Here is a 25,120-nt window from a genome sequence, read left to right as displayed (position 1 = left end):
GGGCCCCCGGAAAGCATCGATCCAGCCGCCGATCTCCTCGACCCTGGTCTTGAAGGCGGCGCGGTTGACCACCAGTCGCGAGGTTACCTCGGCGATCTGCTCGACCTCGACCAGGCCGTTGGCCTTCAGCGTGTCGCCGGTCGAAACCAGGTCGACGATGCGCCGGCATAACCCAAGGCTGGGCGCCAGTTCCATGGCGCCGTTCAGCTTGATGCACTCGGCCTGGACACCGCGGGCGGCGAAGTGGCGGCGGGTGACATGCGGATACTTGGTGGCAACGCGGACGTGGCTCCAGCGGCTGGGGTCGTCCTTGTTGGCCATGTCGACCGGCTCGGCCACCGACAGGCGGCAGCGGCCTATCCCCAAGTCCAGGGGCGCATAGATCTCAGGATAATCGAATTCCATCAGCACGTCGTTGCCTGCCACGCCCAGATGCGCGGCGCCGAAGGCGACAAACGTGGCGACATCGAAGGAGCGCACCCGGATCAGCGTGATATGGGGGTGGTTGGTGCGGAATTGCAGGGCGCGCGATTTCTCGTTGTCGAAATCGGGTTCCGGCGTCAGGCCGACCCTGTCGAGCAGCGGGCGCAGCTCTTTCAAGATGCGGCCCTTGGGCAGGGCGAAGACGAGCCCTTCATTGGGCGGTTTGGTTACCATCAGGGTTCTTTCCCGTCGAGCGCATGGCGCGGCGCGCGCGCCGTGGGCCAGGCTTCCGTCAAATCCTTCAAACCGCCGTCGACCACTTCCGCGTCGAGGCGGATCTGCGCCTCGCCGGCGAAGATGAGGTCGATCAGCACGCCGTTCTCGTATTCCTGGGTCTCGATGGTCAGGAGTTCCAGCACCTGTTCCACCGCGTTGCGATCGACTCCGCGCAGCTTGACCGACCGCACCGTATCGAAATGCACGCCCGCCCGCCGGCGCAGGGGCGGCATCTCGCCGCCTTCCCAGCAGAACCGGTTGGCCACCAGTACGAAGCGCTTCATGCCCCCCAGATAGGCGAGGTCGGCCGCCTTCACCACGGCATCCTGCAGGACCGCGGCAACCACGCTCAGGTCTTCCGCGTCCGCAAAGCCGAGGTTGAGCTTGGCCGGGGGCGTGGTCATCAGTCGGCCAATCGTTCGATCTTGGCGCCCACGGCGCTCAGCTTCTCGGCCACGCGCTCATAGCCGCGGTCGAGGTGATAGATGCGGTTTACCACCGTCTCGCCCTCCGCCGCCAGGCCCGCCAGCACCAGGCTGATCGAGGCGCGCAGGTCCGTCGCCATCACCGGCGCGCCTTTGAGGCGTTTGACCCCGCGCACCAGGGCCGACGCCCCGTGGACAGTCACATTGGCGCCCATGCGCGCCAGTTCGGGCACATGCATGAAGCGGTTCTCGAAGATGGTCTCGGTGATCATGGCCGCCCCCTCGGCGGTCGCCATCAACACCATCAACTGCGCCTGCAGGTCGGTCGGGAAGCCCGGATAGGGCTGGGTCATCACGTCGACGCCGACCACACGGCTGCCGTTGCGTTTCACGAACATGCCGCGCGGCGTCGGCGTCACTTCGACCCCGGTGCGGTTCAGCACCTCGATCACGCCTTCCAGGGTTTCGGGCCGGGCGCCGACCAGTTCGACCGCGCCGCCGGCCACACCCACCGCCATGGCATAGGTACCGGTCTCGATACGGTCGGGCAGAATCGAATAGCGGGCGCCGCGCAGCCACTTCTTGCCGCGGATCACCATGCGTTCGGTGCCGACACCCTCGATCTCGGCACCCATGGCCAGCAGGCAATTGGCCAGGTCGATGATCTCGGGCTCGCGCGCTGCATTGTCCAGGATGGTCTCGCCATCGGCCAGGCTCGCCGCCATCAGCAGGTTCTCCGTCGCCCCGACCGAGACGAAGGGGAAGCGGATGGTGGCACCCTTCAGGCCCTTGGGCGCGGTCGCATGGACATAGCCGTCGACCAGTTCGATCTTCGCGCCCATGGCCTCCAGGCCCTTGAGGTGCAGGTCCACCGGCCTTGTGCCGATGGCGCAGCCGCCGGGCAGCGAGACCTTGGCCTCGCCCATGCGGGCGACCAGCGGCCCCAGCACCAGGACGCTGGCCCGCATCTTGCGCACGATGTCATAGGGTGCGGTGGTGTTGTCGATCCTGGCCGTGGTGATCTCGACATGGCGCGGGCCGCGCACGATGCCGGCGCCATGCTGTTCGATCAGGCCCAGCATCGAGCCGATGTCGGCCAGTTCGGGCAGATTGTCCAGGGTCAGGGTCTGGTCGGTCAGCAGGCCGGCCGCGATCAGGGGCAGGGCGGCGTTCTTGGCGCCCGAGATCGGGATCTCGCCGCGCAACTCGCCGGCACCACGGATGACGATGCGTTGAAGGGCCATGATCTCAAAGCCTCGGCAGGGTGACGCCGGTCTGGCGCATGTATTTGCCTGCCCGGTCGCCGTAGGAGACCTCGCAAGGGCGGTCGCCCTTCAGGAACAGGAACTGGCAGGCGCCCTCGTTGGCATAGATCTTCGCCGGCAGGGGCGTCGTGTTGGAAAATTCCAAGGTGACGTGGCCTTCCCATTCGGGCTCCAGCGGCGTCACGTTCACGATGATGCCGCAGCGGGCATAGGTGCTCTTGCCAAGGCAGATCACCAGCACGTCGCGCGGGATGCGGAAATATTCGACGGTGCGGGCCAGGGCGAAGGAATTGGGCGGGATCACGCAGCAATCGGTCTTGCGATCGACGAAGCTGTCGGCCGAGAAGTCCTTGGGGTCCACCACGGCCGAATTCACATTGGTGAAGATCTTGAATTCGTCGGCCACCCGCGCGTCATAGCCATAGGACGACAGGCCGTAGGAAATCATGCCCTCGCGCTTCTGTGCCTCGACGAACGGCTCGATCATGCCCGTGGTCTGGGCAAGCTCGCGGATCGAGATGTCGGACAGGATGGCCATCGGCGGATTTCTTTCAGGGTAACGCGAGATTTTGACCGCCCTATCTAGCCGGTCGCGGGGGCGGCCTCAACCTCTGTGGCAGGGCTGTGTTGCGCGTAGGCGGAATACCGCCTGTTGCGTCGGCGCTTGGGCGTTGCGACAAATCGGATCATGACGATCGTACCCCTTGGGCCCCTGGACCCCGTGGCGACCGCCCGGCGCCTCGCCGGGCTGGGCGGCACCGTGTTCCTGGACAGTGCCTATGCCCATGAAATCCAAGGCCGATTCTCCTATCTCGCCGCCGATCCGGCGGGCCTGTTCGAGATCCGCGAGGGCCGGGGGCACTGGCACGGCCAGCCGCTGCCAGGTGCGCCGCACGCGGCGCTGCGCGGCCTGTTGAAGCAGGGCCGGGCGGCGGCGGGGGCAGGGCTGCCCGCCTTCAAAGGGGGGCCATGGGCTTCCTCGCCTATGAGGCCGGCCGCCTGTTCGAACGCCAGCCGGCCATGCCGGGCGGCGTGCCCGACGCCATCTTCGGGATCTACGACTGGGTTATCGCCTTCGATCATGGCAGCGGCGAGGCGATCCTGATGGCCGATCTGTGGCCGGAGGCGGACGGCCAGGGCAACCGCGACCGGGTCCTGGCCCTGCTGGCCACCCCCGAACCGCGCCGGGTGGACACCCCCCTGGCGCTCGACTGGCAATCGAATTTCACCCCGGCGGCCTACCGGGCGGCGGTGGCCGGGGTGATCGAGGCGATCCTGGCCGGCGACCTCTTCCAGGCCAATATCGCCCAGCGCTTCACCGCCAGCCTGGGGGCCGGTTTCGACCCTTGGGCCTATTACGAGCGGCTGCGCGCAGCCAACCCCGGCGATTTCGCCGCCTACCTCGCGTTCGGCGACCTCGCCGTCGCCTCCTCCTCGCCAGAGCGATTTTTGAAAGTGACCGGCGACAGGGTCGAAACGCGGCCGATCAAGGGCACCATCGCCCGCGATCCAGATCCAGCCATCGACGCGGCCCGCGCCGCCGCCCTTCTGGCGTCGGAGAAGGACCGGGCGGAAAACGTCATGATCGTCGACCTGCTGCGCAACGACCTCTCGCGCGTCTGCCGGCCCCACACGGTCGAGGTGCCGGCCCTGTGCGCGCTGGAGACCTATGCCGGCCTGCACCATCTGGTCTCGACCGTCACCGGGCAGTTGGAAGCGGGCCGGGACGCGCTCGACGCCGTCGCCGCCGCCTTCCCCGGCGGTTCGGTCACCGGCGCGCCCAAGCCCCAGGCGATGCAGGTCATCGCGCAGACCGAACAGGTGGCGCGCGGCGTCTATTGCGGCTCGATCGGTTACTTGGGGTTCGACGGCAGCGCCGATTTCAACATCGCTATCCGTACGGTGACCTTCACCCAAGGCCAGGCCAGTTTCCATGTCGGCGGCGGCATCACCGCCCTGTCGGACCCCGTGGCGGAACACGAGGAGACCTTGACCAAGGCGGCGCGGATCTTTGCGGCATCGGGTGCCCGGGCGGACGAGGCGGCCGAATGATCCTGGTCATCGACAATTACGACAGCTTCGTCTTCAACATCGCCCGCTATTTCCGCGAACTGGGCGAGGCGGCCGAGGTGGTGCGCAACGACGCGATCACCGTCGCGGCGGTCGAGGCCCTGGCGCCCAGGGCGATCGTCCTGTCGCCCGGCCCTTGCGCGCCCGACCAGGCCGGGATTTCCCTGGGCATCGTCGAAGCCCTGTCCGGCAAGATCCCAATCCTCGGCGTCTGCCTGGGCCATCAGTGCATCGGCCAGGTCTTCGGCGGGCGCATCGCCCGCGCCAGGCGGCCCCTGCACGGCCGCGCCTCGCCCGTGAGCCACGACGGCACCGGCCTGTTTGCGGGATTGCCGGCGCCGCTGACGGTCGGGCGCTACCACTCCTTGGTGGTGGAACTCCCAACATCAATCGTCATCCCAGCGAAAGCTGGGATCCATGGCGGTGGCATGCTGGACACGGCAGAACCTGGCATCGCCATGGATCCCAGCTTTCGCTGGGATGACGAAAGGACGCGGGAGGAGAGAGGTGCACCATTGGAAATTACCGCCCTGTCGGTAGAGGGCGAAATCATGGCCCTGCGCCACCGCGACCACCCCACCTTCGGCGTGCAGTTCCATCCCGAATCCGTGCTGACGCAGGGCGGCCACCGCCTGCTGCGCAATTTCCTGGATCTCGCGGCATGATCTGGTTCGACGGCAGCGTCCGCCACAGCCCGACCTTGACCTTGGAGGCCGGCGACCGCGGCCTGACCTTGGGTGACGGCATTTTCGAGACCATCGCCGTCTTCGGCCGCGTGCCCTTCCGCCTGGGCGACCACCTGGCCCGCCTGGAAGACGCCGCCCAGGTCCTGGGCTTCCCCCTGCCGCGCGCCACCGTCGAGCAGGCGATCGCCGACCTCGTCGCCGCCATGACCGACGATCACGCCGCGCTCCGCATCACCGTCACCCGCGGCCCCGGCCCGCGCGGTCTTGCCCCGCCGGCCGAGCCCCGCCCCACCGTCTTCGCCACGCTCGCCCCTTGGTCGCCTTCCATGGCGTTCCAGCCGATCCGCCTGGTCACCAGCACCATCCGCCGCAACGAAACCTCGCCGCTGTCCCGCATCAAGTCGCTCGCCTATCTCGACAATGTCCTGGCGTTCCAGCAGGCGAAGGCGGCCGGCGCCGGCGATGCCCTGATCCTCAATACGGCCGGCAATGTCGCCTCGACGGCGATGGCCAACCTGTTTGTGATTCAGGGCGAGGAACTGGTGACGCCGCCGGTCTCCGACGGTGTCCGGCCCGGCGTGATGCGGCAGCTTTTGTTGGGGGTCGTTTCCGGCTTTCGTCCCGCCGAGCGGGCGGTGGAACCAGCCGGATTGGGTGAAGCCAATGCGGTCTTCGCCACCAACAGCCTGCGCTTGCTGTGCCCCGTCACAGCGTTGGACGGTAGGGCACTGCCTCAAAACGACGAGATCGTGCGCCGCTTGTCGGCTATCCTCCGCGACGCCGTCAAGGCTGAGTGCGCCGCAGACCCATTCGAGCCGGAATGACCGCCTGAGATCGCGTGACACGGTGCAATAGTTGCACTACGCTCGCGGTGCATGGTCACGATGCATCGGCAAGGCGCGTGGAAGATCGCGGTCTATGGCAATGAGCACGGCATCCCGCATTTCCATATCGAGGGGCGGGATTTTCGTGCCTCGGTGAACATCGCGACGTTGGAACTGATCATCGGCACTGTATCCGGTGAGATTTTGCGCGAAGCGACGGTTTGGGCCAGGCAGAATCGAGAGGCCTTGCTGGCAAAGTGGCAGGAATTGAACGGATGAGCGCCCTAGACCAAATGCGGACCATTGGCGACGTCCACCCGGTTGGTACGGCGATGGTCGACGTTTCGTGGGTGGGCGGCGTCAAGGCTCGCCTCGATCTGGGCGCCATGCTCCATCACAAGGCCTTCGCGGCTTTGCGGGACCCGGCGGCGTTTCGCGAGGTCAGGGTTGGGGAGTGGGGGCATGCCCTCGAATGGCCCGGCGGCGTGGAGATCGGTGCGGATGCCCTCTGGCTCGAAACCCTTAGCGCCACCGGCCATGAGGATGCGCGCAAGTTTCTCGAATGGCGGCTGCGCCACGGCTTGTCGCTGACCAAGGCCGCGGAGGCCTTGGGGCTTTCCCGGCGGATGATCGCCTACTACTCGAACGGCAAGAAACCCGTGCCGAAGCATGTTCTTCTGGCCTGCCGAGGCTGGGAAGCCACGGCGGCGGCCTGACCGGCCCCTATTCCTGCTCGTCCTTATCATCGCCCAGCGCCCGTTCCACCGCTTCGCGGCCGCGGGTCTGGGCCTTGCGGCGGCGCAGGTTGTCGCGCAGGGCTGGGCTAGGCGTTCGGCCTTCAGGTCGGCCGGGGTCTTGGGGGGCGGCTTTTTTTCGGTCATGTCGATAAAGGTGACGATGGCGTCATCATTGGTTAGATTATAGTCCAAGCATAACGATAAGCGACGGACCTGGGCAAACGGGCCGCGCACCAAGGGAGAGACAAGCATGCATATCGGTGTCCACGCCGCTGCCAATCCCGACAAGATCGCCTATCGCATGGCCGGCAGCGGCAAGACGGTGACCTATGCTGAGCTCGAGGCGCGCTCCAATGCCTGCGCCCATCTGTTCCGCAGCCTGGGGCTCAAACCGGGCGACCAGATCGCCATCCTGCTGGAAAACCACGCCCGCTTTTTCGAAATCACCTGGGCGGCCCAGCGCGCCGGACTCTATTATACCGCCATCTCCACCCGCCTGACCCTGGGCGAGGCCGCCTATATCGTCAACGACTGCGGCGCCAAGGTCCTGATCACCTCGAAATACATGGCCGATCTGGCGGGCAAGGTGGCCCAGGCCTCGCCCAACCTGATCGCCCGCCTGATGCTGGACGGGCAGGTGGCCGGCTTCGAAGCTTACGAGGCGGCGGTCGAGGGCAGCCTGCGACGCCGATCGCCGACGAGACCGAAGGCGCCGACATGCTCTATTCCTCGGGCACAACCGGCCGGCCCAAGGGCATCAAGGTGGCGCTCAGCGGCCTGCCGTTCGGCTCGCCCAACACCTTGTTCATGCTGGCCAGCGCGCTCTATGGCCCCTCGGAAGGGACGATCTACCTCTCGCCGGCGCCGCTCTATCACGCGGCCCCCTTGCGCTTCTCCATGACCATGATGCGCTTCGGCGGCAGCGTGGTGGTGATGGAGCATTTCGATCCCGAGGAATACCTGGCCCTGATCGAAAAGCACCGGGTCACCCACAGCCAGGTGGTGCCGACCATGTTCGCGCGCCTGCTCAAGCTCGACCCGGCGGTGCGTGGCAAATACGACGTCTCGTCGCTGCAATGCATCATCCATGCGGCGGCGCCGTGCCCGATCCCGGTGAAGGAACAGATGATCGCCTGGTGGGGCCCGATCATTCACGAATACTATGCCGGGACCGAGGGCAACGGCTTCTGCGCCTGCAACAGCGCCGAATGGCTGGCCCACAAGGGCACGGTCGGCCGTCCCCTGTTCGGCGTGCCCCATATCGTCGACGACGAGGGCAAGGAGTTGCCGGCCTTCGAGCCGGGCACGATCTATTTCTCGGACGGGACCGAGTTCCAGTACCACAACGACCCGGAAAAGACCGCGTCCAGCCGCAACGACAAGGGCTGGTCGACCTTGGGCGACATCGGCTATCTCGATGCCGACGGCTTCCTGTTCCTGACCGACCGCAAGGCCAACATGATCATCTCCGGCGGGGTGAACATCTACCCGCAGGAGGCCGAGAACCTGCTGATCACCCACCCCAAGGTGGCCGACGTGGCGGTCTTCGGCGTGCCCGATCCCGATTGGGGCGAGGCGGTGAAGGCGGTGGTCCAGCCGGCCGACATGGCTGACGCCGGCCCGGCGCTGGAAGCCGAATTGATCGCCTTCTGCCGCGAGAACCTGTCCCACGTCAAATGCCCCAAGACGGTCGACTTCGAGGCCGAACTGCCCCGCCATCCCACCGGCAAGCTCTACAAGCGCCTGCTCAAGGACCGCTACTGGCAGGGCGAAGCCCGGCGCATCGCGTAAAGCGTTCCCTCGCCCCGCTTGCGGGGAGAGGGCTAGGGTGAGGGGTGTGGCAGGTCAAGGTCCTGCCGACCGTCGCCAGCCCGGCGAGCGTTTTGGCAGCGACTATCGCGGCCCCGGCAACCCCTCACCCCAGCCCTCTCCCCGCAAGCGGGGCGAGGGAGTAAGGGCAAGCTCTCAACCCTCGACCGAAATGGCCTGGGTGGGGCAGCGCTTGACCGCGCGCATGACCTTCTCCCGCAGGTCCTCGGGCGGTTCGGTTTGGAGAATGTCGAGTTCCTCGCCGTTCAGGCGGAAGACCTCGCGGGCCATGGCGACGCAGACGCCGTTGGATTTGCAACGGTCCCAGTCGACGGTGATTTTCATGTGATCACCTCCTCCGATCACCTGGGATCGGCCTCTCTTGGTCGCGCGTCAAGCGGGCATGTGTGATCTGGCTCCTTGAATTTGCCAAAATCTTCTGCGACCCCTTAGGTGCCGAGCCTTGCTTCGTGTAGGATCGGCCGGCAACGAGGGGGGAATTATCTCATGGGCCGTGTCACGTCGGCGTTTATCCGCCGTTTGGCATTCGTTTGCGCTGTTCTGATCGCCGGTACCGGCATCGTTCACGCGGATCCCTTCTCCAGGGTGGCCGACCAGGCCAATTCCTACGTCCAGGACATCAAGCGCCGCGACGACGGCGCGCGCAGCGCGGTCGAGGCCAAGAAATCCTTCGACGCGGCCGAGCTGGAAGCCCGGCGCGAGCGCTGGTGGCAGGCCGCCGACCTCTACGAGCGGGCGATCGCCTTGGGCCAGGACGACGCCACCACCTGGGGCCGTCTGGCCGAGGCGCACCTGCGCAACACCAATTACTGGCGCGCCATTCCCGCCGCCTACCGCGCCTATCAGCTTTCCACCACACCGGCGGGCAAGGTCGCGGCGCTGGACATCCTGGGGACCGCGCTGGAGCGCAACGATGCCCCCGGCCAGGCGCTGGAGGTCTACCGCGAAGCCGCCAAGATCAAGTCGAGCCCGGACATCGCCGAGCGCATCGCGGCCCTGGAGGAGGCGACCCGCTTCCGCCTGACCAATGCCTATGCCCAGGAAGACGCCGATACGCCGTCCCTGTGCCTGGAATTCTACGGCGACCTGTCGCCCACGGCGAAATACGACGATTACATCGATGTGACGCCGAAGTTCGACGGCGCCTTCGCCGTTCGCGGCCGCAACATCTGCATCGACGGCGCCCGCTTCGGCGAGGCCTATGAGCTGACCGTCGCCAAGGGCCTGCCGGCCGCCGACGGGACCAAGCTGGACCGCACCGAATCGGCCACGATCACGGTGGGCAACCGGCCGGACAGCTTAGGCTTTACCGACAGCGCCTATATCCTGCCCAAGGTCGGCGCGGTCGGCGTGCCGCTGATCTCGGTCAACACCGACAAGGCCAAGCTCAGCCTCTACCGCATCAACGACCGCAACCTGCTCAGTGTCGTGAACTACGGCAATTTCATGCGGGCGCTCAGCGAATACGACGCCGGCGAAATCGCCCAGACCACCGGCGAGCTGGTCTGGAAGGGCGAGGTCGACATCGAGAACGAGGCCAACAAGCGCGTGGTCACCGCGCTGAACCTCGACGAGATGCGCAAGGTCGCGACGCCCGGCGTCTATGTCCTGACCGCGGCCCCGGCGATCGGCGACGTCGATCCGTGGGACTATCTGGCGACCCAGTGGGTGGTGGTGACCGATGTCGGCCTGACCACCATGGACGGCCGCGACGGCCTCACCGTGGTCACCCGCTCGCTGTCGACCGGCAAGCCGGCGCAGGACATCTCGGTTCGTCTCTATGCCCGCAACAACGAGGAACTGGCCAGCATCAAGTCCGATGCCAACGGCATCGTGCGCTTCGACCCCGGCCTGATGCGGGCCGAGGGCGGCCGTTCGGTCGCCGCGGTCATGGCTTTCTCGGGCGAGGGCGACTTCACCTTCCTGGACCTCACCCGTTCCGCCTTCGACCTGTCGGACCGCGGCGTGTCCGGCCGGCCGCAGCCCGGCCCGCTCGACCTCTTCGCCTATGCCGAACGCGGCGTCTACCGGCCGGGCGAGACCGCCCACATCATGGCCCTGCTGCGCGACGAATCCGGCAACGCCATCGACGGCATGCCGCTGACGGTCAAGATCCGCCGCCCCGACGGGGTCGAGATCGACCGCCGCGCCGTGCAGCCGCAGGGCGCCGGCTCCTACGAGGTCACTTGGGACATCAGTGCCGGTGCCCGCACCGGCTCGTGGAGCCTGAGCTGGCACACCGACCCCGAAAAGGACGCGATCGGCGGCCTGTCGGTGCTGGTCGAGGACGTGATCCCGGCGCGGATCGAGACCAAGGTAACCGCCAGCGCCACGGCGCTCGAGCCGGGCCGTCCGCTGCAATTGTCGATCGATGCCAAATACCTGTTCGGGGCCCCGGCGACGGATCTGCGCAGCGCGGTCGAGGTCGTGATCGGCGCGGCCTCCACGCCGTTCCCCGATTATGCCGCCTATGCCTTCGGCCTGGTCGACGAGCGGGTCGAGCAGCAGCGCGTCAACCTCGACGACCAGACCACGGACGCGAAGGGCCAGACCGTCTTCGAGATCGAGGCGAACGACCTGCCTGACACGGTCCAGCCGCTGGTCGCCATGATCCGCGCCGATGTCTTCGAGACCAGCGGCCGGCCGGTCTCGACCAAGATCGAGCTGCCGATCCACAACAAGCCCTTGTGGCTGGGGGTCAAGTCCACTTTCGACTATGACCAGGTGGCGGAGAACACCAGTGCGGGCTTCGACATCGTCGCCCTCGACGATGGCGGCAAGCCGCGCGATGCCGGCGGTGTCCGCTGGGCCCTGATCGAGGAAGACTGGGACTATCAGTGGACCTTCCAGGACGGCAGCTGGAACTACCATACCGTGGTGCGCGACAAGCCGGTCGCCAGCGGTACGGTGGACCTGAAGGCGGCCGGGCCGGCGCGCCTGGCCATGCCTGCCGTCGGTTACGGCCGCTTCCGCCTGGAGGTGACCGACAAGGATACAGGGGCGGCCACGTCGACCCGCTTCCATGCCGGCTGGTATGTCTCCCCGTCGATCGGCGACACCCCGGACAAGATGACGGTGGTGCCCGACAAGGAGCTCTACAACCCGGGCGAGACCGCCAAGCTGCGCATCCAGGCGCCCTTTGCCGGCGAATTGCTGCTGACGGTGGCGACCGACCGGGTGCTGGAGACCCGCGCCATCACGGTGCCGGCCGATGGCATCACGGTCGAGGTGCCGGTAACCGAGTCCTGGGGCGCCGGCGCCTATATCCTGGCGACCGCGTTCCGCCCCGGCGATGCCGATGCCCAGCGCGGCCCCGGCCGTGCCATCGGCCTGGCCTGGCTGGGGGTCGACCCCGCCGCGCGCAGCCTGAAGGTCGCCTTCGCCACGCCCGAGGCGGTCGAGCCGCGCCAGAAGGTCTCGGTGCCGATCGAGGTTTCAGGGATCGCCGGCAGCGCGCCGACCTATGTCACCATTGCGGCGGTCGACGAGGGCATCCTGCAGCTCACCGATTTCGCCACGCCCGACCCGGTCGCCGACCTGTTCGGCAAGCGCCGGCTGGGCGTCGAGATCCGCGATGCCTACGGCGAATTGCTGAATGCCAAGCTGGGCAAGCCGGGCCGCCTGCGTGAAGGTGGCGACGGCGATGCGCTGGGCCGCCGCGGGGCGCCGCCCTCGGATATCAAGCTGGTCTCGCTGTTCTCGGGCGTGGTGGCGCTCGATGCCCAGGGCAAAGGCACGGTCAGCTTCGACGTGCCCGATTACAACGGCCGCCTGCGCCTGATGGCGGTGGCCTGGAACGGCCGCCAGGTCGGCAGTGCCGACAAGGGCCTGATCGTGCGCGATCCGGTCGTCGTCCTCTCGGCGACGCCGCGTTTCCTGGCGGTCGGCGACACCAGCCGGCTGACCGTCACCTTGAGCAATGTCGCCGGCAAGCCGGGACCCTACAAGGTCTCGATCGGCGGCGATGACGTGGTCGGCCTGGTGGCGGGCACCAAGCCGGGCCCGGTGGATCTGGCCGTGGGCGCGTCCAAGACCGTGGTGATCCCGGTCAAGGGCCTGTCTTCCGGCCTGGGCAAGCTGGCCTTGATCATCGAAGGGCCGGACGGCTTCCGCTTCGAGCGGACCGTGGGCCTGGGCGTGCGGGCGCCGCAGCTGCCGACGATCGATCGGCTGGTGCGCCAGCTCAAGCCGGGCGAGGCCTTGACCGTCGGCCAGAAGGCGCTGGACCCCTATGTCCCCGGCACGCCGGAGTTCCTGCTGAGCCTGAGCCCCAGGCCCAATATCGATGTCGCCGGCCTGCTGCGCAGCCTGGACCGCTACCCTTACGGCTGCCTGGAACAGACCACCAGCCGGGCAATGCCGCTGCTCTATGTCAGCGAGGTCGCCAAGCTGTGGGAACAGCCGGGCGAGCCCGACCACAAGGCGCGGATCGACAAGGCGATCGGCCATGTCCTGGAAATGCAGCGCTCGGACGGCAGCTTTGCCCTGTGGGACGATGGCGGCTCGACCGAGCCCTGGCTCACCGCCTATGCCCTGGACTTCATGACCCGCGCCCGCGCGCAGGACATCAAGGTGCCGGACTTCGCCTATCGCCGCGGCCTGGCCTGGCTGAAGCGCCATGCCGAAAACCGCCGCGACGACGGGCCGGAAGCCCTGGCCTCGCGCTCCTACGCGCTCTATGTCCTGGCGGCGGCGGGTGTCGGCGAGCTGGGCGCCAGCCGTTACATGCACGACGCGGTGGGGCTGGCCCTGCCGACGCCGCTGGCCATGGCCCAGGTGGGTGCGGCGCTGTCGCTGATGGGTGACGGCGGCCGGGCGGCGGAAGCCTTCGACCGGGCCCTGGCGGCGCAGGAAAAGCGCGACATCTGGCGCGACTACGGCACCAATGTCCGCGACATGGCGGCGATCGTCACCCTGGCGGCGGAAACCAAGGTGCCGGGCATCGATGCCGAGGGCCTGGCGGCCAAGGTGGCCGACATGGTGGCCGGCAAGCGCTGGCTCTCGACCCAGGAAGAGGCCTGGCTCCTGATGGCGGCCCGCTCGCTGGCGGATGCCGACAACAAGATGCAGGTGAGTGTGGGCGGCCAGTCGATCCCGGCGCGCTCGACCACCTACTCGATCCGGCCCAGCGTGGCCCAGGTGGCGCAGAGCCTGAAGCTCGAGAATTCGGGCGAAGGCTCGGTCTGGTACACCGGCACCGTGACCGGCGTGCCGGCCAAGGACCAGCCGGCGAACGGCAATGGCATGGAGGTCTCGCGCCAGTTCTTCACCCTGGACGGCAAGGCCATCAACCCCAAGGCGGTGCCCCAGGGGACGATGATGATCGCGGTCGTCGTCGGGCGTACCACGTCGGGCTATGCCAACCAGTTGATGGTGATCGACCTCCTGCCCGCGGGCTTCGAGATCGAGAACCCGCGCCTGGTCGGCACCACCTCGGCCGAGGAGATCGGCTGGCTGCCGCAGATGAGCTACCCGCTCTACCAGGAGGCGCTGGACGACCGCTATGTCGCGGCCTTCGACACCGACAGCGGCAACCAGAGCTTTGCCATCGCCTATGTCGTGCGCGCCGTGACGCCTGGGACCTACAGGATCCCGGCGGTGGCGATCGAGGACATGTACCGTCCCGAGTACCGCGCCCGGTCGGCCATGGGCACGGTCACCGTGGTGCCGGTGGAGTAACCTCTTCCCCGCAAGCGGCGGAGAGGGACATCTTGGTAGCCCTCTCCGCCCTTCAGGGGGGAGAGGGTGGGGTGAGGTGGGTCGATGGTCTGGGCAAGGCGTTTGGGGCTCGTCGTCACGATCGGCATGATCTGCCTGGTCGCGGCGGCGTTCGTGCTCGACCGCGTGTTCCCCCTGCCGCTGGACCGGGTGACCGGCCGCTCGACCCTGGTGCTGGATGCCAAGGGCGAGCCGTTGCGGGCATTCCAGACCGATGACGGGCACTGGCGCTTCACCGCGGCGCCGGCCGATGTCGATCCGTTGTTCCTGCGCATGCTGATCGCCTACGAGGACCGGCGCTTCGCCGATCATCCAGGCGTCGACCCGGCTGCCGTGGTGCGCGCGGTGGGCCAGGCGATCGGGGCTGGCCGGGTGGTCTCGGGCGCCTCGACCCTGACCATGCAGACGGCGCGCCTGATCGAACCCCGGCCGCGCAACCTGGGCGCCAAGCTGATCGAGATGGCCCGTGCCCTGCAGCTTGAATGGCACCTGCCCAAGGACGAGATCCTGGGCCTGTACCTGACCCTGGCGCCCTACGGCGGCAATCTGGAAGGCGTGCGGGCCGCCTCGCTGTTCTATTTCGGCAAGGAGCCGGACCGCCTGACGGTGGCGGAAGCCGCCCTGCTGGTCTCGTTGCCGCAATCGCCCGAACGCCGCCGGCCCGACCGCAACGCAGGCGTGGCCCAGGCCGAGCGCGACCGGGTGCTGGGGCGCCTGGTCGAGGCCGGCGTGATCACCCAGGTCCAGGCGGCCGAGGCGATGGAGGAGCCGGTGCCGGTGACCAGGCTGCCGGCGCCCTTCCTGGCGCCCCACCTGGCCGAACGGCTGCACCTGGCCGCCCCCGACCAGTCGATCATCCTCAGCAATATCGACGCCGACCTCCAGGGCAAGGTCGAGGCACTGGCCGTCCGGGCCATCACCCAGTTCGAGGCGAGCGCCAACATCGCCATCCTGGTGGTCGCCAACGACAGCCGGCGGGTGGTCGCCAGCGTCGGCTCGTCGGGCTATTTCGAGACCAGGCGGGCCGGGCCGATCGACATGACCACGGCCATCCGCTCGCCCGGCTCGACCCTGAAGCCCTTCATCTACGGTCTGGGCTTCGAGGACCTAGTCTGCCATCCCGAGACCATCGTGGTCGACCGGCCGATGCATTTCGGCGGCTATGCGCCCAAGAATTTCGACCGGATGTACCGGGGCGAGGTGAAGATCACCGAGGCGTTGCAGCTCTCGTTGAACATTCCGGCGGTGGCGGTGCTGGACCTGATCGGGCCGCGGCGCTTTGCCGGGCGCCTGGCCCAGGCCGGGGTCACCCTGCGCCTGCCCGACAAGGCAGCCGAGCCCAGCCTGCCGATCGCCCTGGGCGGCGTCGGCCTCACCCTGCGCGACCTGGTAACCCTTTATGCCGCGCTGGCCGACGGCGGCCGGGCGCTGCCGCTGCGCGACCGGGCCGATGCCCCGGCGGGCGAGGCGGCGGCGCTGCTCAGCGCGTCGGCGGCCTGGCAGGTCGCAGCCATCCTGCGCGACACCCCGCCGCCGCCGCACCTGCTGCCCGGCGAATCGACCGCCAACGGCCGCCAGATCGCCTATAAGACCGGCACCTCCTATGGCTTCCGCGATGCCTGGGCGGTGGGCTTCGACCGCGACTATACGATCGGGATCTGGGTCGGGCGGCCGGACGGCAGCTTCTCGCCCGGGCGCATGGGCCGCGATGCCGCCGCCCCCGTGCTCTACGCCGCCTTCGGCATGTTGCCGCCGCCTAGCGCCGAGGCGTTGCGCCGGGCACCGCCGCCGGCCGGCACCCTGATCGCCACCCAGTCGGAATTGCCGCCGGGGCTCAAGCGCCTGCGGCCCCGGCGTGCCGACCCCCTGGCCCTGGCCCCGGCCGAGCGCAGCGGCCCGCGCCTGACCCTGCCGCTGAACGGCAGCACGGTCGAGGTGGCGCGGGGCAGCGACGGCACCTTGCCCACGGTGCTGCTCCAGGCCCAGGGCGGGACCATGCCGCTGACCTGGCTGGTCAACGGCGTGCCCATCGGCACCAGCCCCTTCCGCCGCCAGGCCGAATGGCAGCCCGATGGCCTTGGCCGCGCCAGCGTCACGGTGATCGATGCCGCCGGCCGGGCGGTCAGCGCCGACTTCTGGCTGGCGACCGCCGGAAGCTGACGGCCGCGACAGCTTGGGCGAAACCGTCTATAAGGCGGCCCACCGACGCCCCCGCAGGACTCGCACCGTGCACGACACAACCATCTGGATCATCATCGGTTTTGCCGGCCAGGCCCTTTTCACCATGCGCTTCGTGGTGCAATGGATCGCCAGCGAGCGGGCGCGGCGCAGCCTGCTGCCGGTGGCCTTCTGGTTCTTCTCGGTCGGCGGCGGTCTCGTGCTGCTCGCCTATGCGATCCACCGTGAAGACCCGGTCTTCATCGCCGGTCAGGCCGGCGGCCTGGTGATCTATGCCCGCAACCTGTGGCTGATCTATGGGGCGAAGGCTAAGGACGGCGCAGGAACAGCCGGCTGATCCCATTCAGCACCGCGTAGGTCTGCGGCCAGGCCCGGTCGAAGGCCGCCGGCCCCACCACGCGCGCGATCTCGCGCAGCGCCGCCTTGCCGTCGATCGCCTTGAGGATCGCCGGCGCCTGCTGGGGCAGGGGAAAGCGCAGGGACAGGCCGTCGAGGCTCAGCTTCAGGACCCGGTCGCTGCCCAGGGCCGCGATCATCTCGCCAGAGCCCGTGCGCGACCACACCGGCACCAGGCTGTGGTCCGCAGGATCGGGCGGGGGCGTCTGGTGGTCGGGCCCGACCACATAGGCGATGTGGCGGGCGATGTTGCCGGCCAGCCGTTCGGCCAGCATCGCCCGTTCCCGGGGCCTCAGCGCCGCCGCCGCCCGGCCCAGGGTGGGATCGTTCAGATAGGTTTCGGGGGCATAGCGGGCGGGATCGATCAGGCTGGCGAGCCCTAGGCCCGCGTCTTCGACCAGGGCGACGAAATCCTCGATCGCATAGGCGCGGTCGCGCGAATGCAGCAGCAGGTCGAAGATCCCGGCATCGCCGCCCACCAGGTGGTCGTTCACGGCTTCGTTGCGGCGCAGGCGGTTGGTCGCCGGCAGGTTGGGCAGCAGCCGCCTGGCAATCCCCAAGCGCGCCGCCGGCGCCTCGTCTTCCGGGCTCAGCAGGCGCAGGGCGTCCTGGACGTCGTAGACGCCGCTGCGCCCGATTTGGCCATAGACCATCAGGCCCATGCCGCCGCCCGGCGCCAGGGTGCCGCGCAGGGCGGCCAGCCCTGCGGCCGGGTCCTCGAGGTGGTGCAGCACGCCGCAGCAATCGATGTAGTCGAACGGGCCGAGGCCCAGCTTTTCGACGTCGAGGATCGAACCGCCGACGAAGCGGATGTCCAGGCCCCTGACGGCGGCCCGCTCGGCGGCGATCTTCTGTGCCGGGGCCGACAGGTCGAGGTGGGTGATCTGCGCCTCGACGCCCCGGTCCGCCAGTTGCTGGGCCAGCATGATGCAGCCGTCGCCGGTGCCGCCGCCGGCGAACAGAACGCGCAGCCGGGCCGGCAGGTGCCCGCCGAAGATCCAGTGTTCGATCTCGGGCAGGGCGCTGGGGCTGCCCTCGATCAGGCGTATCTTCTCGTCCCGGGCGGCCCGCGCCGGATAGGGCAGGGCCTCGTAATGCCGGGCGACCAGGGCGTCCCGGCGGGCGGCGGCATCATCGGCGTTCTTCATGATACGGGATCTTGCGACATCGGGCCGGAGCGGACGAAAAGCGGCAGCCACCGCGGCCGCCGTGACTTGTTAATACCTTACTCGATGAATGTCATTCTCCTGTACGTTGTTGAATTGACATGACAGTTTGGCCAATCTGTCGAGGAATGACGGCCTTGCGGCTGGTCGAATCGCCGAACAGGCGATGGAGCGAAGTGGATGGTGGATCAGCACGCTTCGATGCGGCTCGGCGCGCGGCCGGTGGCGGTGCCTCGATCCGGCGGCTATACGCTGCGCGATGTCCTGATTTTCGTCTTCTACAGTTGGCGCACCATTGTCATCGCCGGCCTGATTCCGCTGCTGATCGGCGGTGCCGCGGCCTTGGTCACCAAGAAGGAATACACCGCCAAGGGGCTGGTCCTGGTGCTGGTCTCGCGCGAGCACGCCGGGACCGACAAGGCGACCGGCGAAGGCCCGGCGGTTCTGTCGATCGAGGGATTGAAGCTCATCGAATCCGAGGCGGAAATCATCGAAAGCGATGCGGTGCTGGACGAGGTGGTGCAGGCGATCGGGGCCGAACTGCTCTATCCCGAACTGGGGCGCCGCCGCGTGCTCGGCCTGCTCGGCCCCCTGCCCGCGGAGGAGCGGCCGCGCAAGGCGATCGAACTGTTCCGGCGCGACCTGGGCGCCGAGGTCCAGGGCGATTCCAACGTCATCCGTATCAGCTTCCGCCATCCCGATCCGCAACTGGCCGCCGCCGCCGCGACGGCCGTCATCGATGCCTACCGCGCCCGCCGCAAGCAGGTCTTCGACGTGGTCCTGACCCCGTTCCTCAGGGGCGAGATGCAGCGCTTCACCGCCGACCTGCAGGGTATCGACGGGCAGATCCGCGCCATCAAGCTGCGATTCGGCGTCATCGACATCGACCAGGACGTGATCCTGGGGGCGAATCAGGCCGACACGATCCTGCAGCGTACCCGCCACATCAAGGAGCGGCGGGCCACCGTCCGGCGCGAAGTTGTCGCCGGCCAGGCCCGGTTGGCCGCGCTGCCCGACAAGCTGTTCGATTTCACCGAACAAACCAACGTCATGGCCAATGACGAAGACCGCAACACCCTGACCAGGCTGTTGCTCGAGCGCGATTCCCTGGTGCGCAACTATGCGCCGGATTATCCGCCGCTGGTCCAGGTGAACGAGAAGATCGCCCGCCTCCGCGCCCAGATCGTGGAAAAGAGCAAGCCGCTGTTCAATACCGGCCGCACCGTGCGCAACCCGGTGGTGGACTTCATCACCACCCACCTGATGGAACTGGAAATCGAGAACGAGGCACTGGACGACCAGATCGCCGAACTCGACCGCCAGTATGCCGACGCGATCAAGCGGGTCGACGCCCTGCGCGATGCCCAGGCGTCGCTCCACGAGCTGGAGCGCACCCGCAAGGTCATGGAAACCATCTACAGCGAGTATGCGATGCGGACCGAAGCCGCCCGCATCGACGAAGAAGCGTTGACCTCCCAGCCGACCAACGTGCGGGTCATCGAGATGCCCACGGTGCCGATCACCGGTACGACACTGTCCTGGAGCTTCCTGGCGGCCGGCGTCTTCGGCAGCGTGCTGTTCGGGGTGGCCGGTGGCTTTGCCGCCAATTGGAACCGCCAGGTGTTCCTGCTGCCGGGCGAGGCCGAGAAGCGCCTGGGTCTGCCGGGCCTCGCCAGCTTCGTCGTCGGCGCGCCCAAGGCGGGCGACCCTGTTTCCGAGGGCGAATTGAGCCACCTGGCGGCACAGATCATCGACGCCCAGGTCGGCGAGCAGCCGATCCGCGCCTTCCAGCTTCTGGCCGCTCATGGCAACGACGGCGAGGTCGAGGTGGCGCAGGGCCTGGCCGACGAATTCGCCAGCCGGCGCGGCCTCCAGGTGCTGCTGGCCGATCTCAGCGACGGCCAGGTCGTGGCCCGGGCGCTGGGCCTGCGCACCGCTGCGGCCGCAACCGAAGAAATCGGGGGGCTGGCGGTGTTGCCCTTGCCGGGATCGCCCAACCTGTTCGCCGCCGTGGCCGGGGCATCCGCGCCGCTGTTTGAGATGCGTACCTCGCTGCGCCAGGCCGTGGGCCTGATGGGCGAACTGCGTCAGCGCTTCGACGTGATCATGGTGGTGGCGCCGCCGCTCGCGCGCAATCACCTGGGACGGCGCACGGCGGCCCTGGTCGATGCCACCATCCTGGTGCTGCGGGCCGAGGCGACGCGCGGGGCCGCCGCCGCCTGGACGCGGGACGCCATCCTCGATTCCGGCGGCGACCTGCTGGGTTTTGTCATGACCGGTCGCCGGTTCCATATTCCGTCCAGGATTTACCGATGGCTGTAACAGATGGCATCTGCCGCGCCCTGGCGGGGCTTGCCGCGGCGGCCTGGCTCCTGGCCGGCTGCACCGGGCAGGAGATCTATATCCAGGACGATGTGAACCGGCCCGACCTGTTTTCGACCTGGGTCGACACCAAGCCGGTCTATCGCATCGGGCCGGGCGACGTCATGCAGGTCAAGTACCTGGTGACACCGGAAATGGACGAGGAGGTGACGGTCGCGCCCGACGGCATGGTCGGCCTGCGCACCACCGGCCAGATCGAGGTCGGCGGCCTGACGCCCAAGGAGCTGGAACAGAAGGTGACGGCGGCGGCGCGCCGCTTCCTGACCGATCCAATGGTAACGATACAGGTAACTAAATTTTCCTCGTCGCGCATCTATATCGGCGGCAGCGTCAACGCCCCCGGGCCCTATGCGGTGTTCGGACCGGTCAGCCCGCTGGAGGCGATCATCAATGCCGGGGGCTTCCGCGACGAAGCCCGGCCCGACGAGGTGGTGCTGATCCGGCGCGACCCGCAAGGCAAGCCGATGATGCGAACCATCGACGTGCAGAACTTCATCCAGCGCCTCACCCCGGAAAACGACGTCAAGCTGGTGGCCGGCGACATCCTCTTCGTGCCGCGCAGCATCGTGGGCGAAGTCGGGCTTTGGATGGAGCAGTACATCGACAATGTCTTCCCCTGGGATCCGCAGTTCGACTACACGATCAACCGGACGTGGTCGACCGGGACGGGCAGGACCTTGCCGCCGCTATGACCGAGTTCGCCGCCATTCCCCCCGTCGACTTCCTCGGCGCCCGCCTGACGCCGATCGATGTCCTGGCGGCGGCGGCGATGATCGAGGCCCGGCCGCCGGGCGCGCCCTTTCGCTATGTCGTAACGCCCAATGCCCAGCACATGGTCTCGCTCGACCGGGCCGTGCCGGGCTTCCGCGAGGCCTATGCCCATGCCTGGATGACGACCTGCGACAGCCAGATCCTGCGCCTGCTGGCCCGCCTGCTGTTCGGCCGGCGGCTGGCCCATTGCCCCGGCAGCGATCTCACCGCCCATCTGCTGCAAAACCACATCCGGCCGGACGAGATGATCCTGGTCATCGGCGGCGACGATGCCCTGGCTGGCGCCTTGCGCGAGAAATTCGGCCTGACCGCGCTGACCCAGCACCAGCCGCCCATGGGCCTGCTCAAAAATCCTGCGGCGATCGAGGCTTGCGTGCGCTTCATCGTCGAGCGTCCCGCGCGCTATGTCTTCATCTCCTGCGGCAGCCCGCAATCCGAAATCATCGCCCACCGCACCCTGCTGAACGGCGGGGCCGTGGGCACCGGCCTGTGCATCGGCAGCTCGCTGCATTTCGCCACCGGCCTGGTCACACGGGCGCCGGTATGGATGCGCCGGAGCGGCCTGGAATGGCTGCACCGGCTGCTGCTCAACCCGCGGCGCCACGCCCGGCGCGTCTTCGGCGATTCCTTCCCCGTGCTGCTGATCGCGCTCAAGACCAGGCTGGGGCTTCGGTCTCATGCGCCGGCCGTGGCGGCGGCAAGGCCCGACGAATGACCGGCGGCGCGGTCATCCCCTGCGCCGGGGCCGCATCCTGCTGCCGGTCCGCGCCGATGCGCTGCCCGCCCGGGGACACGAAGCGGTGGCGGGTGCGGGCGACCGATGGAAGGTGGCGTTGCTGGTCGTCCTGCTGCCCCTGTTCGGGCAGAGCTTTCACTACCTGATCGACCTGGCGCCGACCTACCTGCTGTCCAAGGCCTGGCCCTTCGTCACCTTGCCGCTGGCCCTGCTGGGCCTGATGCGCGCCGCGCCGCCGATGACAGTGCTGGTCCTGACCATGCTGGCCTATGTGCTGGGGGTGACGCCGCTGTTGTCGATGGTGCAGCTGGGCAACGGCTTCTTCGATGCCCTGGCGACGACGGTGAAGGCCTGGCCGCTGGCCTATTATTTCTCGCTCACCGGCCTGCTTGCGCTGACCCTGCCCAAGCCGGCGACGATCCAGCGGGCACTGGTGATCCTGGGGATCGCCACCTTCGGCCTGATGATCGCGCTGTGGTTCGTGGTGCCGCGCTCGTGGTACGTGACCGATGTCGCCTTGAGCAAGTTCTTCATCTTCGAGACCGAGCGCGGCTATCGACTCTACATGCCCATGTTCCTGGGCACCCTGGCCCTGTTCCTGTGCGGCCGCTATGCCATGGCGACACCCGGCCGGCGCTGGCTGTTGCTGCTGATCCCCCTGGCCATGCTGGCGCAGATCCTGATCTACAAGCAGCGGGTGGTCATTGCCGGGACGGCCGGAATCATCGGCCTGGGCATCCTGGTCATGATGCCCAGCCGGTTGCGTCGGCTGGGCATCATCGGGGCGCTGGTGGTCGGGGCCGTTGGCCTGTTCCTCCTGTTCAGCGGCATCCTGACCGCGGGCCTCGACCAGAGCCTGGGCCACTCGCTGTCGATCCGCCAAAATTCATTCTCATTGGCCATTGAGTATGTCGCCCAGGATCTGATGCGCCTGATCTTCGGCGTCGGCTCGGTCACCCGTCACAGTGCCGTGACCATGGCCGACCTGTTCGGCGATGCCAGCTTCTATCTCGCCGACATCGGCTGGGCGGGCATCCTGTTCGAATATGGCGCTATCGGCACGGGGCTGATCGCCGTGGTCCATGCTGCCGCCGCGATCATCACCTGGCGCAATGCCCGGCTGCTGGGCGACCCTCTGTCGGCAGCTCTGTTCGATTACGTGCTTTACATCATCCTGACCTCGTCGATCTACTCGGTGATGTTCCTGCCCGGCGAATTGGCGACCGTTACCGCCCTGTCGGTCTATCTTGTCCGTTGTCGCAGCGGCGCGTTGCCGTCTGCCTGAGGAAGCTCCATGCTGCGCCGTATCGCCAAGCTTGTCGGTCATCCGGGATTTCGCGCCAACCCGATCGCCGTGATCTGGCGCGGCATGGTCTGGGCGCTGTGCGTCCTCTTCAAGCGCAGCCCGGCCTTCGCGCTCAGCCCCGGCGGCGGGCTGATGCGGGTGCCGCCCGACCTGCGCTATACCTCGGTCACCGCCTATCTGATGCGCGACTGGGCCGAGCCTGAACTGCACTTCCTGGACCGTGTGGTGCGCCGGGGCGACGTGTTCATCGATGCCGGCGCCAATGTCGGCCTCTACACCCTGCGCGGGGCGCCGCTGGTCGGCCCGGCGGGGGCCGTGGTGTCGATCGAGCCGGGCAAGGTCGCGGCCGACCAGCTCGAGGCCAACCTTGCCCTCAATCCGGGCTTCAAACATGTTCGCGTGGTGCGCAAGGCGGCCTCGGACGTGCCGGGCACGGCGGTCCTGCATCACATCCAACTGGGCGACGATCCCCAGGCCTTCTCGCTCCTGTCGGACGGCCGGGCGACCGAGGGCGAAACGGTCGAGGTTACTACCGTCGATGCCCTGGTCGAGCAGTTCGCCCTGCCCAGGGTCGACTGCATCAAGATGGATGTCGAAGGCGCCGAGCCGCTGCTGATCGCCGGCGCGCGCAGCACCATCGAGCGGTTCCACCCGATCATCCTGTTCGAGATCAACACCATCGTGCTGTCGGGCAGCGCGGTCGAGGCCAACGCCGCCTACGACGCCCTGGCGGCGCATGGCTACAAGTTCTTCAGCTATGGCCCCGGCGGGCGCCTCGACCCGGTCACGACCCTGCCCGAGGGCTGGGGCAACCTGGTGGCGATCCATCCGGCGGGGCCGCAGCCGGTCAAGGCAGGCTGACCTCGCAGCCGGTGAGCGCCAGCGCGCGGCACAGCGCCTGGGCCATGCCGCGCCCGTCGGGCCGGTCGGCGGTGGGCTTGGTCGGCTGGCGTGCCAGCAGGCCGTAGAGCATGGCACCGGCGGCCGGATCTTGCCCGGTGATCGCGGCGAAGCGCTGCGCCACCTGGGGCAGGTCCCATTGCGGGCCGCCGTGCAGGCTGGGGGCCACCGGCAGCCCCAGGGCCAAGGGCCCGGGCCACACTTCGCGATAGGCGCGGTAGGCCGCCACCGGGTCGAAGCTGGGCCCGGCGTCATAGGCCATGATGGAAATCAGGTCGATCTCCCGGGCCAGCGGCGAGCGCAGCAGGTCCAGCATCACCCCGGTATAGCTGCCGCCGGGTGGGGCATCGCGCCACTTGCCTTCACCAAAGGCGCCGGTGCTCCAGGCCGGCAGGGTCAGCAGGAAGGGCCGGGGCAGGGCCGCCCGCGTCCGGGCGACCAGGCTGCGCCAGGTGGCGTCGGTGGCGCAGGCGATGCGCCCGGTGCCGCCGTCAGGCGCGCAGGCGGCATTGGCGGCTTCATAGTCGAGGTCGACGCCGTCGGCCTCGAGGTCGCGCACCAATTGGCCCAGGGCTTGCGGGTTGTAACCACCCCAGCCCCCTGCATAGCCCGACCCGCCGACCGACAGCACGACCCGGGTGCCCGGATGCCAGTGCTTGAGCTGGCGGATCGCCTCTCTCAGCACCGTGCCCGGGAAGCTGTAGTTCAGCCCCGTGCCGCCCAGGTCGAGGTCGCCGGCATAGGCCAGGTCGGGCTTGACGAAGGCCAGCGCCACGATCGAGACATAGTCGGGTACCATGACCAGGGTGGTTGCGGCGGGGCCTGTGGCCGGGCGCTCGAACCAGCTTTCGTGATAGGCCAGGAAGGGGCGGCGGGGCGCGGCATCCTCGGCCGCGGCCAGGCGTGGCGCCAGGACCAGGCCCGCCAGCAGGATCGTGGCGAGGCGGCGTCCCTGTCGTCCCTGCCGGCAGGAGCGTCGGTTAGAACGCTTTTCCGTTGAATGGAAGCGCGTCATCCCCGCGAAGGCGGGG

The 25,120-nt window shown here is 68.1% G+C and carries 19 protein-coding genes and 3 pseudogenes; 15 read left to right on the top strand and 7 right to left on the bottom strand.

The window, feature by feature from the left end; genetic code table 11:
• Positions 1–6: 6 nt before the first annotated feature.
• The 4 genes and pseudogenes from hisG to dcd all read right to left on the bottom strand — a co-directional run.
• Positions 7–657 (bottom strand): annotated as a pseudogene (hisG, locus tag D3874_RS29525) (ATP phosphoribosyltransferase); the annotation flags it as partial.
• Entirely contained in the window at positions 657–1,103 is a 447-nt protein-coding gene (locus tag D3874_RS20925; protein ID WP_119780413.1) for a DUF2948 family protein, read from the bottom strand. The pseudogene hisG and the gene D3874_RS20925, both read right to left, overlap by 1 nt.
• On the bottom strand, positions 1,103–2,368 hold the full coding sequence (gene murA, locus D3874_RS20920; RefSeq protein WP_119780410.1) for a UDP-N-acetylglucosamine 1-carboxyvinyltransferase: 1,266 nt from the start codon (positions 2,366–2,368) through the stop codon (positions 1,103–1,105). The genes D3874_RS20925 and murA overlap by 1 nt, the downstream gene beginning before the upstream one ends.
• 4 nt (positions 2,369–2,372) lie before the next feature.
• Positions 2,373–2,927 (bottom strand): dCTP deaminase, encoded by a 555-nt coding sequence (dcd, locus tag D3874_RS20915; RefSeq protein ID WP_119780406.1) that lies wholly within the window; start codon positions 2,925–2,927, stop codon positions 2,373–2,375.
• Between the two features lie 150 nt (positions 2,928–3,077).
• Between dcd and pabB the strand changes: the two are divergent.
• From pabB to D3874_RS31325, 7 genes and pseudogenes are all read left to right on the top strand, one after another.
• Positions 3,078–4,441 (top strand): annotated as a pseudogene (pabB, locus tag D3874_RS20910) (aminodeoxychorismate synthase component I).
• Positions 4,438–5,124, top strand: coding sequence for an anthranilate synthase component II (locus D3874_RS30715; RefSeq protein ID WP_233560081.1), 687 nt, complete (start codon positions 4,438–4,440; stop codon positions 5,122–5,124). The pseudogene pabB and the gene D3874_RS30715 overlap by 4 nt, the downstream one beginning before the upstream one ends.
• Positions 5,121–5,969, top strand: coding sequence for an aminotransferase class IV (locus D3874_RS20895; protein ID WP_119780403.1), 849 nt, complete (start codon positions 5,121–5,123; stop codon positions 5,967–5,969). Before D3874_RS30715 ends, D3874_RS20895 begins: the two co-directional genes overlap by 4 nt.
• A gap of 51 nt (positions 5,970–6,020) precedes the next feature.
• The gene (locus D3874_RS20890) at positions 6,021–6,248 is read left to right on the top strand and encodes a DUF4160 domain-containing protein (protein WP_119780400.1); all 228 of its coding nucleotides are present in this window, start codon (positions 6,021–6,023) and stop codon (positions 6,246–6,248) included.
• Positions 6,245–6,685 carry a DUF2442 domain-containing protein gene (locus D3874_RS20885; protein ID WP_119780396.1) on the top strand — a complete coding sequence of 147 codons (441 nt, stop codon included), beginning with the start codon at positions 6,245–6,247 and terminating at the stop codon, positions 6,683–6,685. Before D3874_RS20890 ends, D3874_RS20885 begins: the two co-directional genes overlap by 4 nt.
• A gap of 271 nt (positions 6,686–6,956) precedes the next feature.
• A pseudogene (locus tag D3874_RS31330) lies at positions 6,957–7,325 on the top strand (AMP-binding protein); the annotation flags it as partial.
• Positions 7,326–7,423: 98 nt separating this feature from the next.
• A complete protein-coding gene (locus D3874_RS31325) occupies positions 7,424–8,497 on the top strand; it encodes an AMP-binding protein (RefSeq protein WP_199699179.1) in 1,074 nt (357 codons plus the stop codon).
• A 174-nt stretch (positions 8,498–8,671) separates the two neighbouring features.
• Here D3874_RS31325 and D3874_RS20870 read toward each other — a convergent pair whose 3' ends face one another.
• Positions 8,672–8,860, bottom strand: coding sequence for a ferredoxin (locus D3874_RS20870; protein ID WP_119780389.1), 189 nt, complete (start codon positions 8,858–8,860; stop codon positions 8,672–8,674).
• A 162-nt stretch (positions 8,861–9,022) separates the two neighbouring features.
• Between D3874_RS20870 and D3874_RS20865 the strand changes: the two genes are divergently transcribed.
• The 3 genes from D3874_RS20865 (at position 9,023) to D3874_RS20855 (ending at position 16,769) form a co-directional block, all read left to right on the top strand.
• Entirely contained in the window at positions 9,023–14,215 is a 5,193-nt protein-coding gene (locus D3874_RS20865) for an MG2 domain-containing protein (protein ID WP_119780386.1), read from the top strand.
• An 84-nt stretch (positions 14,216–14,299) separates the two neighbouring features.
• A complete protein-coding gene (gene pbpC / locus D3874_RS20860) occupies positions 14,300–16,414 on the top strand; it encodes a penicillin-binding protein 1C (protein ID WP_119780383.1) in 2,115 nt (704 codons plus the stop codon).
• 67 nt (positions 16,415–16,481) lie between these two features.
• Entirely contained in the window at positions 16,482–16,769 is a 288-nt protein-coding gene (locus tag D3874_RS20855) for a lipid-A-disaccharide synthase N-terminal domain-containing protein (protein WP_233560079.1), read from the top strand.
• Here the strand turns inward: D3874_RS20855 and D3874_RS20850 are convergent.
• A complete protein-coding gene (locus D3874_RS20850; protein WP_119780377.1) occupies positions 16,741–17,976 on the bottom strand; it encodes a class I SAM-dependent methyltransferase in 1,236 nt (411 codons plus the stop codon). The two genes, D3874_RS20855 and D3874_RS20850, sit on opposite strands and share 29 nt — an antisense overlap.
• Before the next feature lie 198 nt (positions 17,977–18,174).
• Between D3874_RS20850 and D3874_RS20845 the strand changes: the two genes are divergently transcribed.
• The 5 genes from D3874_RS20845 to D3874_RS20825 are packed head-to-tail and all read left to right on the top strand — an operon-like array spanning position 18,175 to position 24,050.
• Positions 18,175–20,316, top strand: coding sequence for a GumC family protein (locus tag D3874_RS20845; protein WP_119780370.1), 2,142 nt, complete (start codon positions 18,175–18,177; stop codon positions 20,314–20,316).
• Positions 20,307–21,068, top strand: a complete 762-nt coding sequence (locus D3874_RS20840; RefSeq protein ID WP_119780368.1) for a polysaccharide biosynthesis/export family protein — start codon at positions 20,307–20,309, stop codon at positions 21,066–21,068. Before D3874_RS20845 ends, D3874_RS20840 begins: the two co-directional genes overlap by 10 nt.
• Positions 21,029–21,862, top strand: coding sequence for a WecB/TagA/CpsF family glycosyltransferase (locus tag D3874_RS20835; protein WP_233560077.1), 834 nt, complete (start codon positions 21,029–21,031; stop codon positions 21,860–21,862). Before D3874_RS20840 ends, D3874_RS20835 begins: the two co-directional genes overlap by 40 nt.
• Entirely contained in the window at positions 21,825–23,168 is a 1,344-nt protein-coding gene (locus tag D3874_RS20830) for a hypothetical protein (RefSeq protein WP_119780366.1), read from the top strand. Before D3874_RS20835 ends, D3874_RS20830 begins: the two co-directional genes overlap by 38 nt.
• 9 nt (positions 23,169–23,177) lie before the next feature.
• Entirely contained in the window at positions 23,178–24,050 is an 873-nt protein-coding gene (locus D3874_RS20825) for an FkbM family methyltransferase (protein WP_119780363.1), read from the top strand.
• Here the strand turns inward: D3874_RS20825 and D3874_RS20820 are convergent.
• On the bottom strand, positions 24,037–25,104 hold the full coding sequence (locus D3874_RS20820) for a glycoside hydrolase family 18 protein (protein WP_119780361.1): 1,068 nt from the start codon (positions 25,102–25,104) through the stop codon (positions 24,037–24,039). The genes D3874_RS20825 and D3874_RS20820 overlap by 14 nt on opposite strands.
• Positions 25,105–25,120 lie beyond the last annotated feature (16 nt).

The organism is Oleomonas cavernae (assembly GCF_003590945.1).
GTDB classification, from domain to species: Bacteria; Pseudomonadota; Alphaproteobacteria; order Zavarziniales; family Zavarziniaceae; genus Zavarzinia; species Zavarzinia cavernae.
Note: the sequence above shows the minus strand (reverse complement) of the source record. Positions and strands in the feature narration are given on the sequence as shown.